This window comes from Fusicatenibacter saccharivorans (genome assembly GCF_027667425.1).
Lineage (GTDB): Bacteria > Bacillota > Clostridia > Lachnospirales > Lachnospiraceae > Fusicatenibacter > Fusicatenibacter saccharivorans.
In genome coordinates this window covers 1-14,819 of the sequence record NZ_JAQEGR010000011.1, presented here as the reverse complement: position 1 = coordinate 14,819, position 14,819 = coordinate 1, and the positions used below count along the sequence as shown (strand labels likewise).

The window sequence follows — 14,819 nt, the reverse complement described above, 5'->3', positions numbered from 1 at the left end:
AAGATGGGAGAAAATGAGAAAAAGGCATGAAAAAAAGCACCGTTGGCGAAACAGTGCTTTCTTTCATTTTTATTTTTAAAGGAAGGAGAGCCGATTTTCTAATCGGCAATATGAAAAAGAAAATTGTGTAAATAATGTTGGCATTCATTATTTATGCTTTTAGTATACGGGTAAATTATGTTGAAAGCGTGTTCATGTTGTAAAAAAATCATGAACAAATTGTGACTATTCAGAGCCATGCGAAATTTCAGAACAAATTGCGAATCATGCTTGCATGAATGAGTACTTTTTTCTGAAATTTCATATGGCGAGAAGCCACATCAAGATGCAGCGCAGCGGAATCGAGATGGGGCTCTGAACAGGGACTTATTTCTGAGTTACAGGTCCAGCAGCTTAAAGGTGGAAATTCCGAGGAAGTTCCGGGAGCAGAGGCTGATTCCGCCCATGAGGACGGAGACATCCTGCAGGTGAGCCGGGAGGACGTGGAGGTACCAGCGGAGGCGGTTCTGGATTCCGGAGGTGATTTCGTCGATCAGACCTGGGATGTAGTTGGTGAAGGAGCTGTTGATGACGATGACGTCCGGGTTGAAGGTGTGGAGAACCGTGTTCAGGCTGATTCCGATGTAGTGGGTGAAATCCTGCATTACTTTGAGGGCGTTGGGGTTGCCTTCCTGGTAATACTGGATGAAGCGTTCGACGGAGACGTTTTCTAAGCCTTCGGCGGCGGCAAAATCGTTTAGGACGGAGGCTTCGGAGATGTACTGTTCGAGGCAGCCGTGGTTGCCGCAGGGGCAGGGCCGGCCATCGGGGAAGAGGATGGTGTGGCCGAATTCGCCGGCGTAGCCGTTCTGGCCGGTGTAGAGTTCGCCGTCAATGAGGATTCCCATGCCGACGCCTTCGTGGATGTTCAGGAAGATCATATTTTTAAAGTGCTCTGCGCAGGCGGCTTCGCCGATGACGGAGAGGTTGGCTTCATTTTCTACGATGACAGGAACCTGAAATTCTTCTTCGAGGTAGTTTTTCAGGTTGGAGTGTTTCAGATCGTAGTAGGGTGTGAATAAAACGAGGTCGTCGCAGACGACGCCGTAGATTCCGATGGAGATTCCGACGAGGCCGCACGGAGTCTTGGGGAGGTCGGATTTGGTTTTGTGGAGGAGGGAAATCAGGTATTCCTCCAGTGAGAGGGATGGATCAATCGGGTATTCTTTTACAGTACATGATTTTCCCTTCAGATCTCCGGTGAGAATGGTGATCTTTTTTACGCCGAGATCGACGGCGATGATGGAACCGCAGCGATTATTAAAAGTAAGCAGAATCGGTTTTCGACCCATGGAAGTTTTTTCGGCGCTGCCGAGTTCTATGACGAGCTGGCGGTCGAGCAGTTCCTGGACGATGGTGGATACGGTTGCTTTTGTCAGATGCAGCATTTTCGCCAGATCTGCGCGGGAAAGCGGCGGATGGTTGGCGATTGCCTCGAGAACCAGGGCGCGGTTCATGTCTCGTATATATTCCTGATTTCCGGTACTCATAAAAAATCCTCCATTCTGCCGCATTGGCTGTACATCAATCTTAACATAAATGAGAGAGAAATGACAGGGAAAATCGGGGATGGGCAATACGAATAGAAAAATTAACGGAGAAAAACGATTTCTAGACAGAGTAGAGAGTAAGGGACAGAATTAGAAATAAAATATGTGATAAATACACAAAGAAAGTATAAAATAATTCTAAAAAATGTACAAATTCACAGAAGATTCACTGCACGTTCATAATCTGTTCATAATTAATTGGTATAGTTATCTCAGTTCCAAAGGAACAGCGTGTATGCAATCACTACACAATTAAGATTTTTTCATAATAATAGCCCAGGCACCGAGAGGTTCCTGGGCACTCCTCGTTTTTGGGGAATTTTTGATCTTGGGACAGACGGAAATCTGTGTAGACAGGGTAGTGATCTTTTTCTTGACTTTTGCGAGAAGCAGCCTTATAGTATAAATATAATAACAATTACTGTTATCGAAAGATACGAAAGGAAAAAAACTATGTCAACACTCAAGTATAGCAGACAAAGAGAAAGCATCAAAGTCTGCCTTCAGGGGCGAAAGGATCACCCGACCGCAGATATGCTCTATACCGATGTACGGAAAGAATTTCCCAATATCAGTCTTGGCACAGTATACCGGAACCTGTCTCTTCTTTCTGAATTAGGAGAGATCAAGCGTCTTACAACAGGAGATGGCCCGGACCGGTTCGATGGAGATACTTCCACGCATCACCATTTCATTTGCAGAAAATGTCACTGCGTGACAGACCTTACAATGCGTGACATCAGCGAAATCAAGAACGTAGCAGCGGAAAATTTCAGAGGTACGATCGAAGATTACTCTGTGAATTTTTACGGCATCTGCGAGAACTGCAAAAATCACCCGGGGAACGTATAGCATCCCCAGGAAGAAAGAAAAAATTAAAAATAGGCATTGACAAAAAGGGAAGCTTATGTTAAAGTAATATCAGTAACAGTTACTAATATCAAAAATAAAAAACTGTTATAAACCACAAAATTGGAAATGATAAAATTAAATACACAACAAAAAGAAAGGAAAGAAAGACTATGAAAAAATTTGTATGCAGCGTATGTGGATATGTTTATGAAGGAGCAGAAGCACCGGAAGTCTGTCCGATCTGTAAAGCACCGAAAGAGAAATTTATCGAGCAGGGCGAGGATCTGACCTGGGCAGCAGAGCATGTAGTTGGCGTAGCATCCGATGTTCCGGAAGATATCAAAAAAGACCTGAGAGCCAATTTCGAGGGCGAGTGCTCCGAGGTTGGTATGTACCTGGCAATGTCCAGAGTAGCATTCCGCGAGGGATATCCGGAAGTAGGTCTGTACTATGAAAAAGCAGCTTACGAAGAAGCAGAGCACGCAGCAAAATTCGCAGAGCTTCTCGGCGAAGTCGTAACCGACAGCACCAAGAAAAATCTGCAGATGCGTGTAGAGGCAGAGAACGGAGCAACCGCTGGCAAAACAGATCTTGCAAAACGTGCCAAAGCCCTGAATCTCGATGCAATCCATGACACCGTGCATGAGATGGCAAGAGACGAAGCTAGACACGGAAAAGCATTCGCTGGTCTGCTGGCTAGATATTTCGGTAAATAATCAGGAAACCTTTTTGGGGGGCGGAATAAAATCTGCCCTCCTTTTTCCGTTGTTTACAATTTTTACTTGGGATTGCGAACTTGTTTCGAATTACCTGTTGTTTACAAATGAACATAGAAAGAAAAAGCGAGGTTTTCACCATGGAAAAACAGACAGGCTGTGTCCACATCTACTGTGGGGATGGAAAAGGAAAGACGACTTGTGGTATGGGACTCTGCACGCGTGCGGCAGGGTATGGATACCGTGTTTTGATTTATCAGTTTATGAAAGATAACAGCACGAGCGAGCGGAAGGTGCTCTTACTGTCGCCGAATGTGACGTTTGTGCCGGGGCAGGACAAGATAAAGTTTTCGTTTCTGATGACACCGGAGGAGAAGGCAGAGCAGAAACGGTATTATGAAGAGCAGTTTCAGAAAGTGACAGAAAAAGCAGTTCAGGAAGAATACGATGTACTGTTTCTGGACGAGCTGGTTTATACGATTGGAAGCAAACTGTTTGATGAGCAGCTCCTTCTGGATTTTCTGGATCACAAGCCGGAGAAGCTGGAAGTGATTCTGACCGGGCAGGGACCGTCGGAGGCGCTGATTGAGCGGGCGGACTATGTTTCGGAGCTGAAAAAAATCAAGCATCCGTTTGACAAGGGTCTTGCGGCAAGAGATGGAATCGAGCGGTAACGATGAAAAAACAAGAAAAAAGATACTGTTTTGAGGGGAAGATGATTCCATGCAGAACAGTATCTTTTTCTTGATTTTGCGGGCAATGAACCAAAATCTGTGATGGAACAAGTTTTTGGTGATTGCCGCGATAACCTGAGAAGTATCTGGAAGCCGCTGTAAGACAGAAAATAACGTTATTATTTCGCACCGCGATCCGCAATCATTTTCGTGGATTTCTTCACGCAGTACAGACATGTCGGTGCGATATAGCAGCAGGCGGCGAGCCATGCAGCCTGGTCCGCAAAGCAGATTGCGGTGAAGCCAAACGCACCGACAAATCCCAGGCAGACAATCGTTCGTGCCAGCATCTCCATTACGCCGGAGAAAACGGCTCTTCCCGAGTAGCCAAGTCCCTGCGTTACCATACGGCAGACATTCAAAATACCAAGCATCCAGTAGAAAAATCCGAGGCAGCGCAGATATTTTGCCGAAGCGTTGATTGCTTCGAAAGCAGAGCTGACAATAAAGAGCTTTGTCAGCGGCCGTCCGAACAGAATCATGATGACACCTGCAAACGCACCATAGCCGACACCGACAAGCACACCCTGGCGGAGTCCCTGACGGATTCGCTTTGACTGGCCGGCTCCGAGATTCTGACTGCAGAAGACGGAAGCCGCGGTACTGATCGCATCAAACGGACACATCATAAACTGTTTGATTTTCATAGCAGCTGTGAACGCCGAAACATAAACACTGCCAAGCCCATTATTCGCTGACTGCATTACCATACTGCCGATCGCCGTGATCGAAAACTGCAGTCCCGTCGGAATGCCCATTGCGAGGAGTTCCTGCGCGGCATCCTTTCGCAGAGTGCGGTTTTCCTTTGTCGGAAGCAGGAGCTTTACCTTACGGGAAATAAAAAACAGACATAAGAGTCCGCTGATCGCCTGGGCGGAAATCGTCGCAATCGCCGCGCCTGCGCACCCCAGATGCAGAATGATAATATAGAACAGGTCGAGGAAAATATTCAGGATTGCCGAAAATGCCAGAAACAGAAACGGCGTGCGGCTGTCCCCGACGGCACGCAGGATGCTGGAAAGATAATTGTACAGAATCGAAAACGGAATCCCGAGGAAAATCACAAGCTGATATGCGTAGGCATCCGCGAAGATATCGGACGGAACCGACAGCAGGTGCAGAATCGGTGCACAGAGTAAACTGCAGAGTGTGGTCAGAATGGCCGCAATCAGGACAGCAAGTGCAGCACCATTAAAAATATAATCGCGCATTTTATCAAGCTTTCCGGCGCCGAAATACTTGGCAACCGGAACACTGAATCCCGTGCAGCTTCCCATACAGAAGCCGAGCACCAGAAACTGTACACTGCTGCTTGCACCGACGCTGGCGAGCGCCTCCGGGCCAAGTGCCTGGCCGACAATCGCCGCATCGATGATGTTATACGTCTGCTGCAGCAGATTTCCGATGAGAAGCGGAAAGGCAAACGAGAGCATCAGCTTTACCGGATTTCCCTTTACCATAGATGTTGCCATAAAAAACGCCTCCCCTGCTTAATATGCACGTGAATTATAAACGAGCGCCGTCTTATTCAGGTTCTGGATCATGAAATAGTCGGCAACGAGCTGGCCGATGCCGCCGGTCAGGTAGCCAAGCAGCGTCCACAGAAGAATGGCAGAACCATTTTCCTCAATCGTCACACCGTAGCGGTCGTAGGATTCGCGGTACATGCGGTTCGCCTGTTTGTAACGCCAGTAAACGCCGTAAATTCCACAGGTAACCCAAGACAGAAGCAGCACAATAATGTAGTTCGGGCTGTCTTCGCCGTCACCGTAAAAGATGGTGTTCAGGTCTTCCACATAAACATACCAGAAGTAGATCGAGTAGAGTCCGCAGGTGACAATCGAAAGCAGAAGATAGACCCAGAAACTGCGGTTGTCTTTTACATTCATTTGTAAATACCCCCTTTAATTAAGATAGAACCATTGTAGCACGCGCCCGAGAGAGGGGTCAATAGAAAGGAGCGGGTCGTGGTAATAAATGCGCCAGGCATAAACGGCGAGAAGCAGTACGACAAGCACCGTAATGATCCCCTTTTTAAAACGCCGAAGTCCCGCCGTCTGTTCCGGCCCGAAGAAGAGCCAGACACCTGCGGGCAGCACGGCATAGACAAGCGGATGCATCCGAAACGCCGCCTGAAAATGACCGGAGAGCATTAACAGTACCGCGCGGCTCATTCCGCAGCCCGGGCAGGAAATGCCTGTGAAAAAACGGATCGGACAGCCGATGCCTGTGAGGGTGATGAGGGCGACGTAAACGCCGAGGAGCAGGCAGAAGAAAAAGAAATCGCGGCAGCGTTTCCTCAGAAAAGAAAGATACGCGCTGCCGCGGCCGGGATCACGTTTCATGGAGTTTGGTGACGGCGTATTCATATAAAGCCTCCTTGCGCTCGCTGTCGGTCGTGAGAAAATGCGAGTACAGAACGTCGATCATAACGAGAATCGGGAACTGCGGAGAGATTGCGCCGCCGTTTTTCAGATGCTCTTTGACCGCAAGCAGCAGGACTTCATCGCAGAAGGCATCGTAATCGCTGGAGCTGCGGGAAGTAAAGAGAATGGTAGAGGCTCCCTTTTCCTTTGCGGCTCCGAGCGCACGCAGCACCTCCGGTGTCTGTCCGCTGACGGTAATGCCGATTGCAGCGCAGCTCTCATTGAGCAGAACGGCATTCATTTTCATGATGTGAATGTCGGTAATTGCTTCAATATCCACGCCTGCAAGCATAAAACGCAGCTTCATTTCCTGGGCGGAAAGTCCGGAGCTTCCAAGACCGTAGACATACACCCGACGCTTCGAAGTGAGAATATGGCAGATGCGGTCAATCTGCGCGCGGTCGGCGAGCGAGTAGCTTTTATTCAGCAGCTCCTGATACGTATTCAGCACCTGTTTGATGTGATCGTCCGTACCGGGCAGTGCGGCGTTCAGACCTTCCTGGTAACGGTAGACAAATTCGCGGTAGCCCGTGTAGCCGCATTTTTTCGCAAAGCGGGAGAGCGAAGCCTCCGAAACATAGAGTAGTTCCGAAACGTGGCGCGCGGACAGATCCGACTCGTCGGTATTATGAATAAAAAAATCTGCTACCGTCCGTTCCAGGGGAGTGAACGAGGGATAGACAGACTCAATGACAGGAATAATCGATTTTTCAAAGTGTTCCATGGAACGTAAGTCCTCCTGGTATCTGTAAATATCTGAAAAAAATTCAGATCAGTTCTTGTTTTATTGTATCACAGGCAGAGTGGTGAATCAACTTTCAATTGTGTGTGAATTGCACGGGAAAGCGGGCGGAAAAATGGAAAGAACTTTAATGACGTGAAAGTAATTTCTAAAATATAAAAATAGTTGAAAATAAAATCAACATAAATTATAATCAGAACAGATCAAAGAAAGAAGGCAAGACAATGATTATCAAAAACGGACGTGTATTTCAGGAAGACGGAACGTTTGCGGAAAAAGATCTTTATATAGAAGGAAAACGTTTCGTTTCCACAAAAGAAGAAGTGATCAATCAGGAAGTGATCGATGCGAAAGGCATGATGGTTCTGCCGGGACTGGTTGACGTACACAGCCACGGCGCTGCCGGACATGATTTTTCAGACGGAGACGTGGAAGGTTTAAAAGAGATCCTGCGCTACGAGAAAGCGCACGGCATTACCTCTTACTGCCCGACATCCATGACACTGCCAAAAGACGATCTGCTGAAAATCTTCGGAACCATCGAAGCAATCAAAGATGAGCCGGAAGCAGAAGTGATCGCCGGCGTCAACATGGAAGGACCGTTCATCGATCCGATCAAAAAAGGCGCACAGGCAGAGGAGAACATCGTGGCTCCGAACGCTGAGTTCTTCCGCGCATGCAATGCGGCGAGCGGCGGAAAAATCCGTCTCGTAACCCTGGCCCCGAATATGCCTGGCTCACTGGAATTTATCAAAGAGGTTTCCGATGAAGTCATGGTTTCCATCGGCCATACAACAGCAGATTATGACACCGCGCTGGCTGCCATGAAAGCAGGAGCACACCATGTCACCCATCTGTACAACGCCATGCCGCCGTTCGCACACCGTAACCCTGGTGTCATCGGCGCCGCATTCGACGATCCGGAGTGCCGCATGGAGCTGATCTGTGACGGCTATCACATTCACGGTGCGGTTGTCCGCGCGACCTTCTCCATGATGGGAAGTGAGCGCATGGTTCTCATCAGCGATTCCATGATGGCAACGGGAATGCCGAACGGAACGTATTCCCTCGGGGGACAGGCTGTCTGGATGAAAGACGGAAAAGCAACCCTGACCGACGGTGAGACCATCGCGGGTTCCGCTACGAACCTGTACGACTGCATGAGAAAAGCAGTTTCGTTTGATATTCCGCTGGCAGATGCCATTTTTGCGGCAACAAGAAATCCGGCACAGAGCATCGGTATCTACGATGAAGTAGGATCCATTGCACCGGGCAAAAAAGCGCATGTACTTCTGATGGACGACGAACTGAACCTGAAACAGGTTATTATGTAATTTATTATATAGAAGAAATTTGGAGGAAAAACAAATGTTATTAATTGAAGCAAAAGATTACAATGATATGAGCAGAAAAGCAGCAAACATCATCTCCGCGCAGGTGATCATGAAACCGCACGCAGTGCTCGGCCTTGCAACCGGATCTACCCCGGTCGGCGCTTACAAACAGCTCGTTGAGTGGTACAACAAAGGCGACCTTGATTTCGCAAATGTCACCAGCGTAAACCTGGACGAGTACAAAGGACTCTCTCCGGAGAATGATCAGAGCTATCGTTACTTCATGAACACCAACCTGTTCAATCATGTCAACATCAACAAAGAGCGCACCTTCGTTCCGAACGGACTGGAGCCGGACAGCGAAAAAGCATGTGCAGCATACAACGAAATCATCCGCAGCGTCGGCGGCATTGACCTGCAGCTTCTTGGACTTGGAAACAACGGCCACATCGGATTCAACGAGCCGGGCGCAGCATTCGAGAAAGAGACACACTGCGTTGACCTGACCGAGAGCACCATTCAGGCAAATAAACGTTTCTTTGAAAAAGTAGAGGATGTTCCGACCCAGGCATACACCATGGGAATCAAGAACATCATGCAGGCGAGAAAAGTTCTGCTGATCGTCAGCGGCGAAGGAAAAGCAGAGATCCTCGACAAAGTTCTGTACGGACCGGTTACTCCGCAGGTTCCGGCTTCCATCCTGCAGCTTCACAACGATCTGACAGTTGTAGCAGATGAAGCAGCAATGTCTGTGATCAAAGCAAACCACAGATAATTGTTACGATGAATGAAAGGTCCGCCGAATGGGGAGAATATGAAAAAATCCCCGTACGGCGGGCTTTTTTGCGGTTTACAAATTGATGTAAATGTGTTAGCATAAAACCAGTGCATAAAAACAAAACACAGTGACGAAGAGAGTACATCTGCATGTGCGAATTTACAGAGAACACCCCCGAAAACTATTCCGGTTTTGCAGGCTGAGAGGGGAGGAGGAGCGGCAGATCGAACATGGCTTCCGAGAGGCGCACCGAACCGTGAGAACAACAATCTGAAACGGTAAGGCTGCGACAGGTTCCGCCTGTTACAGCGGAGAGGTATAGCACATGTACCTGCAGAGGTTTCTGCCGTGAGGCAGGGACGAAAAGAAGTGGTATCACGGGTAAACAAACCTGTCTTCTTCCGACTACAAGAGAGCGGAATAAGGCAGTTTTTTTATTTGAAAGGAGAAATGAAAGCAATGGAAAAAATCAGACCAAAATATTATATCACCACGGCGATTGCCTACACATCCGGCAAGCCGCACATCGGAAACACCTACGAGATCGTACTCGCGGACAGCATCGCCCGCTTCAAACGTCAGCAGGGCTACGATGTATTCTTCCAGACCGGAACCGATGAGCATGGCCAGAAGATCGAGCTGAAAGCAGAAGAGGCAGGTATCACGCCAAAAGAATTCGTAGACAACGTATCCACCGAGATCAAGAGAATCTGGGATCTGATGAATACGTCCTACGACAAATTCATCCGTACCACCGACGCCGATCACGAGGCACAGGTACAGAAAATCTTCAAAAAACTGTACGATCAGGGAGATATCTACAAAGGATATTACGAAGGTCTTTACTGTACACCGTGTGAATCCTTCTTCACCGAGTCCCAGCTCGTAGACGGAAAATGCCCGGATTGCGGACGCCCGGTTACGCCGGCAAAAGAAGAAGCATATTTCTTCAAGATGAGCAAATATGCACCGAGACTGATCGATTATATCAACACTCATCCGGAATTCATCCAGCCGGTTTCCAGAAAGAACGAGATGATGAACAACTTCCTTCTTCCGGGACTGCAGGATCTCTGTGTATCCAGAACCTCCTTCACCTGGGGAATCCCGGTATCCTTCGACCCGAAGCACGTTACCTATGTATGGCTGGATGCACTGACCAACTACATCACTGGAATCGGTTATGACTGTGACGGAAACAGTTCCGAGCAGTTCAACAAGCTGTGGCCGGCAGACCTGCATCTGATCGGAAAAGACATCATCCGTTTCCATACCATTTACTGGCCGATCTTCCTGATGGCACTTGATCTGCCGCTGCCGAAACAGGTATTTGGTCATCCGTGGCTGCTGCAGGGCGACGGCAAGATGAGTAAATCCAAAGGAAACGTGATTTACGCAGACGATCTGGTAGACCTGTTCGGCGTAGACGCTGTCCGCTACTTCGTTCTGCACGAGATGCCGTTTGAGAACGACGGTGTCATTACCTGGGAGCTGCTGGTTGAGCGTATGAATTCCGACCTTGCCAATACTCTTGGAAACCTGGTAAACCGTACCATCTCCATGAGCAACAAATACTTCGGCGGCGTTGTGACAAAGACCGGCGCAGCAGAAGAGGTGGATGATGATCTGAAAGCAGTCGTTACCGCAACAAAAGCAAAAGTTGCTGCAAAGATGGAAGAGCTGCGTGTGGCAGATGCAATGACTGAGATCTTTGGTCTGTTCAAACGCTGCAACAAATACATCGACGAGACGATGCCGTGGGCACTGGCAAAGGATGAGGCAAAGAAAGACCGTCTGGAAGAAGTTCTGTACAACCTGGTAGAGAGCATCACCATCGGCGCATGCCTGCTCGAGTCTTTCATGCCGGAGACCACCGAGAAGATCCTGGCTCAGTTGAATGCAGAGAAACGCAGCTACGAAGAGCTGGATCAGTTCGGACTGTATACATCGGGCAATCAGGTAACCGATCAGCCGCAGATCCTGTTCCAGAGACTCGACGTCAAAGAAGTGATGGAAAAAGTAGAAGTGATCCAGGCAAAACAGAAAGCTGCTATGGCTGCCGCAAAAGAAGAAGAGGAAAAAGCCGAAGAAGCTGTTGTAGATGTAGAGCCAAAAGAAGAGATTACGTTCGAAGACTTTGGAAAAATGCAGTTCCAGGTAGGTGAGATCATCTCCTGCGAACCGGTGAAGAAATCGAAAAAACTCCTCTGCTTCCAGGTCAAAGTCGGAAGCCAGACAAGACAGATCGTCTCCGGAATCAAAGCATATTACAAACCGGAAGATACCATCGGAATGAAGGTTATGGTCCTGACCAACCTGAAACCGGCCAAACTGGCAGGCATGATGTCTGAAGGAATGCTCCTCTGCGCAGAAGACGCCGAAGGCAACGTATGCCTCATGACCCCGGAAAAAGCAATGCCGGCAGGGGCGGAGATCTGCTGATGGATTAAAAGAAAAATAGAGTAAATAGAGAAATCCCTTTCCATGCGTGATGTGTGGGGAGGGATTTTTTGCGTTTTAAAAAGTTAAGGAAAACGTCATATAAAGATTCTGAATCTTATGATAATATAATGATAAAGAGAGAATATTTGAACGGGTTTATCGAATATGACAACAGGAAGGAGGAGCGTTGTATGAGAAAAATGCGGACGTTATTTCTGGTTTTACTTTGTTGCGGACTGTCATTGTATGCGGGGGTATCTTATGTGAAGGCAGAGGAAAAGGTTCCTTCTGATTACGATGCTTATTTGCAGGAAACAGGGATGCCAGAGAATGAGATACAAAAGCTGGATGAGCATGTGAAGCAGTTTATCGTCGATGATTTAAAAAATGGGGATGGAAAATTTGAGTATATGAAAATCGATGTAGGAAAACAGGCGATGAATGGAAGAGAGGAAGATTTCGAATGGATTGAGTTCTATGCATCAGCCTTTCAAATTGGTTCGACGATTTATATTTATCCGACCTATGAATTTGCAGAGAACAAAAAACCCTGTGGAAACGACAGCTTTTCGTTTTTGTTGGGAGAGGCGATAAGACCGTATGAATTTGGCGGAACCTTATGGTATAAGGACAGAACAATGAGCGACTGGGAAGTCAGTGGGAATCTTATTGCAAACAATCAACAGCTAAATGGCGCCAGCTATTCCGGGAGCCAGCTGGGAACACCGAGATCTGCGATGAAATTCATGGGAACCACATACTGCCATGCGTCGGTGGGGACGGGGGATGATAACAGAATTTTGATGGGGTATTCGTATCAGCCGAAGGAAGTAAGAGTTGAGTTATTCGGATGGAGGCTTTCGAGAAAACAAATAATTTTTGTGCTGGCGGGAGGAGTTGTTGTAGGAAGCGTATGGTGGAGAAAAAATAAGGGTAAGACGCAAAAATAGCCACCCCTGTCTGCAAACTAGGCGACCATTTTTGACATAATTAGTAAACAGGCTGACCGTCTGTCGGCAGAGCTCTTTTTCGACATCATAGCATCACGCTTTTGTAAAAATGTCAAAAGTTCTTTCAAACGTATTTTCTGAATCCGAATTTTTCTATTTGTTGTTTTTATACGCCTTTAGGAGTATAATTTGAAGCAGAGGTGGTAAAATGAAAAAAACAGTTTATCATGGTTCGGATCATATTATTGAACGGCCGAAATATGGTTATGGAAAAATTTATAATGATTATGGTGTTGGATTTTACTGTACAGAAAACCAAAATATGGCCAAAGAATGGGGTGTCAGTGCGGATAAAAATGGTTACGCAAATAGATATGAGATTGAATGTGATGGATTGAAAGTTCTCAATTTGAATATGCGCGACTATACAATGCTCCATTGGCTTACGATTTTGTTGGAAAATCGAGAATTTGATGCATCCACACCGTTGGCGGCAGAAGCAAAAGAATATTTGCTACAAAATTTTCATCTTGATTATGAAAAGGCAGATATTATCATTGGATATCGTGCTGACGACAGCTATTTTTCTTTTGCAGCGGATTTTATTAATGGTGCAATTTCTTACCGTCAGTTGAGTAATGCAATGCGTCTGGGAAAACTGGGCCAGCAGTTTGTTTTAAAAAGCAGAAGAGCATTTGAACGTTTGGAATTTACAGGGTATGAGATTGCAAGTGTGCAGGAATGGTATAAGAGGAAAGCATCCCGTGATCATATGGCGCGTCGGCAATATTTTGATCTGGAACGAAACCGCCGTCAGCGGGGTGATTTATATATCACCACAATTTTAGATGAGGAGATGAAACCAGATGATCCACGCTTACGATAAATTATATCTTTCTGTTGCACAAAAAAATCTTGCCTGCATGCTGGATTATATGGTCAATGATTTAAAACGGCCGTTGGAAACTGTATGGCAGTGGTTTTGTATGAGTAATACAGCGTCACGGTTTGAACGAGGTGACTGTTCTGTGGTAGCGGGAATGTCGGGAGTTGAAATTGCATATGAAGTATTACAGGAAGCAGGGGAACCAAAGCCGGAACAAGCCCCCTCTTATTCTTACGATCGCAGCCCTGAATATTGGACAGGCTGGGCGTTGGCCTATTATCAGTGGAGTACCAGTTTGTCTTTTGCGGAAATAAACCAGGCTATTCCTGTAACTGAAGTGCGAATGCTCTACACGCCATATCATGAAATGGATGTTCGTCAGTTTGTAGATAAAATGAATGAATTATATCGTGAAGCAAAACCGGAGACAAACTTGAAAGAATTGCGTACTTTTGCAAATCTAAGTCAGAGTGAACTGGCACAGCAGGCAGGTGTTTCGGTTCGGACCATTCAGCAGTATGAACAGCGAAGAAAGGATATTAACAAGGCGCAGACAGAGACCTTGTTGAAGATTGCGCGGGCATTAGTATGTACGGTAGAAGATCTGGTGGAGAAAGTTCCAACTTGATAAAATGAATAAAAAGTTTTTTGTTCAAAGTTTCAGAAAACGTCATAAACTATTTCAGGCGTTTACGCTATCATGAAAATATAAAAATGGTATCATGGAACATTCATACGAGACGGGGGTGAACAAAAAAATGGTCTTTTTTCGAATGCTGCATTCCGATTTCAGCAGAATGATAAAATCGTGGAAATTTTATCTCGCAATTGCCTTTATTGCCGTACTTACCTTCCTGAGCATTTACCCTGAAGCAGCAGGATCAGGAGGAAACTGCTCGGTTTATTATCTGGTGAATGCGCGCGGCGGTGTAAGTGCATTTCTGGTGACGAATACAATTCTTGTCGTATTGCCGTTCGCGCTCAGTTACTGGGAGGATGTGCAGAAAAATTATATCAACTGTATTTTACCGCGGGTACATAGCAGCGTTTATAGTTTTTCCCATGTGTTAATGACGGCTTTCTGGCTGTGTTTTTGGGATATTCGCTCTGCTTTGGGCTGATGGCGCTGCGGCTTCCGCTCATAACATCCGATGAGGTCAAAGCATTGACAGAAACGATGGCGTTGATGGGATATGACAGCCTGCTGCTGCATGCACCGATGCTTTACTTTGCTATGGGTAAAGAATGGGAGGGTTCCATACTAAAGATAAATTATAATGCATGGAATTGCCTTGATTTAGGGCAATTCCATATTTTATTTTAAAAGAAAGTATATGGTAAATAACTCGTCCTCCCGAAAAAGATATGCC

Annotated in this window: 16 protein-coding genes; 11 read left to right on the top strand and 5 right to left on the bottom strand. The window is 46.8% G+C overall.

What is annotated here, in order from left to right:
• Nucleotides 1–377: 377 nt before the first annotated feature.
• Nucleotides 378–1,529, bottom strand: a complete 1,152-nt coding sequence (locus PGS38_RS11220; RefSeq protein ID WP_118640500.1) for an ROK family transcriptional regulator — start codon at nucleotides 1,527–1,529, stop codon at nucleotides 378–380.
• Between the two features lie 513 nt (nucleotides 1,530–2,042).
• Between PGS38_RS11220 and PGS38_RS11215 the strand changes: the two genes are divergently transcribed.
• The 3 genes from PGS38_RS11215 to PGS38_RS11205 all read left to right on the top strand — a co-directional run bounded on the left by PGS38_RS11215 (nucleotide 2,043) and on the right by PGS38_RS11205 (nucleotide 3,831).
• Nucleotides 2,043–2,441, top strand: coding sequence for a Fur family transcriptional regulator (locus tag PGS38_RS11215; RefSeq protein WP_022462913.1), 399 nt, complete (start codon nucleotides 2,043–2,045; stop codon nucleotides 2,439–2,441).
• A gap of 170 nt (nucleotides 2,442–2,611) precedes the next feature.
• Nucleotides 2,612–3,157, top strand: coding sequence for an NADH peroxidase (locus PGS38_RS11210; protein ID WP_022462914.1), 546 nt, complete (start codon nucleotides 2,612–2,614; stop codon nucleotides 3,155–3,157).
• Nucleotides 3,158–3,297: 140 nt separating this feature from the next.
• Nucleotides 3,298–3,831 carry a cob(I)yrinic acid a,c-diamide adenosyltransferase gene (locus PGS38_RS11205; RefSeq protein WP_022462915.1) on the top strand — a complete coding sequence of 178 codons (534 nt, stop codon included), beginning with the start codon at nucleotides 3,298–3,300 and terminating at the stop codon, nucleotides 3,829–3,831.
• Between the two features lie 179 nt (nucleotides 3,832–4,010).
• Here PGS38_RS11205 and PGS38_RS11200 read toward each other — a convergent pair whose 3' ends face one another.
• From PGS38_RS11200 to PGS38_RS11185, 4 genes are read right to left on the bottom strand one after another with little or no spacing between them, the layout of a single operon-like run.
• Nucleotides 4,011–5,363 carry an MATE family efflux transporter gene (locus PGS38_RS11200; protein ID WP_118640499.1) on the bottom strand — a complete coding sequence of 451 codons (1,353 nt, stop codon included), beginning with the start codon at nucleotides 5,361–5,363 and terminating at the stop codon, nucleotides 4,011–4,013.
• Between the two features lie 18 nt (nucleotides 5,364–5,381).
• Entirely contained in the window at nucleotides 5,382–5,780 is a 399-nt protein-coding gene (locus PGS38_RS11195) for a DUF4234 domain-containing protein (protein WP_118640498.1), read from the bottom strand.
• Between the two features lie 15 nt (nucleotides 5,781–5,795).
• Entirely contained in the window at nucleotides 5,796–6,260 is a 465-nt protein-coding gene (locus tag PGS38_RS11190) for a DUF2752 domain-containing protein (protein ID WP_199692286.1), read from the bottom strand.
• Nucleotides 6,226–7,041: a MurR/RpiR family transcriptional regulator gene (locus tag PGS38_RS11185; protein ID WP_022462919.1), complete on the bottom strand. Its 816-nt coding sequence runs from the start codon at nucleotides 7,039–7,041 to the stop codon at nucleotides 6,226–6,228. Before PGS38_RS11185 ends, PGS38_RS11190 begins: the two co-directional genes overlap by 35 nt.
• Nucleotides 7,042–7,283: 242 nt before the next feature.
• Here PGS38_RS11185 and nagA point away from each other — a divergent pair, with 242 nt between their 5' ends.
• The 8 genes from nagA to PGS38_RS11145 all read left to right on the top strand — a co-directional run bounded on the left by nagA (nucleotide 7,284) and on the right by PGS38_RS11145 (nucleotide 14,773).
• Nucleotides 7,284–8,393, top strand: coding sequence for an N-acetylglucosamine-6-phosphate deacetylase (nagA, locus tag PGS38_RS11180; RefSeq protein WP_270476268.1), 1,110 nt, complete (start codon nucleotides 7,284–7,286; stop codon nucleotides 8,391–8,393).
• A gap of 34 nt (nucleotides 8,394–8,427) precedes the next feature.
• Nucleotides 8,428–9,168: a glucosamine-6-phosphate deaminase gene (nagB, locus tag PGS38_RS11175; protein ID WP_117761352.1), complete on the top strand. Its 741-nt coding sequence runs from the start codon at nucleotides 8,428–8,430 to the stop codon at nucleotides 9,166–9,168.
• 462 nt (nucleotides 9,169–9,630) lie between these two features.
• Nucleotides 9,631–11,613 carry a methionine--tRNA ligase gene (gene metG, locus PGS38_RS11170; protein ID WP_117510577.1) on the top strand — a complete coding sequence of 661 codons (1,983 nt, stop codon included), beginning with the start codon at nucleotides 9,631–9,633 and terminating at the stop codon, nucleotides 11,611–11,613.
• 191 nt (nucleotides 11,614–11,804) lie between these two features.
• On the top strand, nucleotides 11,805–12,563 hold the full coding sequence (locus PGS38_RS11165) for a hypothetical protein (RefSeq protein WP_118595657.1): 759 nt from the start codon (nucleotides 11,805–11,807) through the stop codon (nucleotides 12,561–12,563).
• 208 nt (nucleotides 12,564–12,771) lie between these two features.
• A complete protein-coding gene (locus PGS38_RS11160; protein ID WP_082426280.1) occupies nucleotides 12,772–13,449 on the top strand; it encodes a DUF3990 domain-containing protein in 678 nt (225 codons plus the stop codon).
• Nucleotides 13,430–14,077, top strand: coding sequence for a helix-turn-helix domain-containing protein (locus tag PGS38_RS11155; protein WP_055220951.1), 648 nt, complete (start codon nucleotides 13,430–13,432; stop codon nucleotides 14,075–14,077). The genes PGS38_RS11160 and PGS38_RS11155 overlap by 20 nt, the downstream gene beginning before the upstream one ends.
• Before the next feature lie 169 nt (nucleotides 14,078–14,246).
• Nucleotides 14,247–14,570: a hypothetical protein gene (locus PGS38_RS11150; RefSeq protein ID WP_147399300.1), complete on the top strand. Its 324-nt coding sequence runs from the start codon at nucleotides 14,247–14,249 to the stop codon at nucleotides 14,568–14,570.
• A 44-nt stretch (nucleotides 14,571–14,614) separates the two neighbouring features.
• The gene (locus PGS38_RS11145) at nucleotides 14,615–14,773 is read left to right on the top strand and encodes a hypothetical protein (RefSeq protein ID WP_158579565.1); all 159 of its coding nucleotides are present in this window, start codon (nucleotides 14,615–14,617) and stop codon (nucleotides 14,771–14,773) included.
• Nucleotides 14,774–14,819: the final 46 nt, after the last annotated feature.

Bases quoted from the DNA above. Each gene is read 5' to 3' on its own strand.
- PGS38_RS11220 (WP_118640500.1), bottom strand. From the start codon at position 1,529: ATGAGTACCGGAAATCAGGAATATATACGAGACATGAACCGCGCCCTG.
- PGS38_RS11215 (WP_022462913.1), top strand. From the start codon at position 2,043: ATGTCAACACTCAAGTATAGCAGACAAAGAGAAAGCATCAAAGTCTGC.
- PGS38_RS11210 (WP_022462914.1), top strand. From the start codon at position 2,612: ATGAAAAAATTTGTATGCAGCGTATGTGGATATGTTTATGAAGGAGCA.
- PGS38_RS11205 (WP_022462915.1), top strand. From the start codon at position 3,298: ATGGAAAAACAGACAGGCTGTGTCCACATCTACTGTGGGGATGGAAAA.
- PGS38_RS11200 (WP_118640499.1), bottom strand. From the start codon at position 5,363: ATGGCAACATCTATGGTAAAGGGAAATCCGGTAAAGCTGATGCTCTCG.
- PGS38_RS11195 (WP_118640498.1), bottom strand. From the start codon at position 5,780: ATGAATGTAAAAGACAACCGCAGTTTCTGGGTCTATCTTCTGCTTTCG.
- PGS38_RS11190 (WP_199692286.1), bottom strand. From the start codon at position 6,260: ATGAATACGCCGTCACCAAACTCCATGAAACGTGATCCCGGCCGCGGC.
- PGS38_RS11185 (WP_022462919.1), bottom strand. From the start codon at position 7,041: ATGGAACACTTTGAAAAATCGATTATTCCTGTCATTGAGTCTGTCTAT.
- nagA (WP_270476268.1), top strand. From the start codon at position 7,284: ATGATTATCAAAAACGGACGTGTATTTCAGGAAGACGGAACGTTTGCG.
- nagB (WP_117761352.1), top strand. From the start codon at position 8,428: ATGTTATTAATTGAAGCAAAAGATTACAATGATATGAGCAGAAAAGCA.
- metG (WP_117510577.1), top strand. From the start codon at position 9,631: ATGGAAAAAATCAGACCAAAATATTATATCACCACGGCGATTGCCTAC.
- PGS38_RS11165 (WP_118595657.1), top strand. From the start codon at position 11,805: ATGAGAAAAATGCGGACGTTATTTCTGGTTTTACTTTGTTGCGGACTG.
- PGS38_RS11160 (WP_082426280.1), top strand. From the start codon at position 12,772: ATGAAAAAAACAGTTTATCATGGTTCGGATCATATTATTGAACGGCCG.
- PGS38_RS11155 (WP_055220951.1), top strand. From the start codon at position 13,430: ATGATCCACGCTTACGATAAATTATATCTTTCTGTTGCACAAAAAAAT.
- PGS38_RS11150 (WP_147399300.1), top strand. From the start codon at position 14,247: ATGATAAAATCGTGGAAATTTTATCTCGCAATTGCCTTTATTGCCGTA.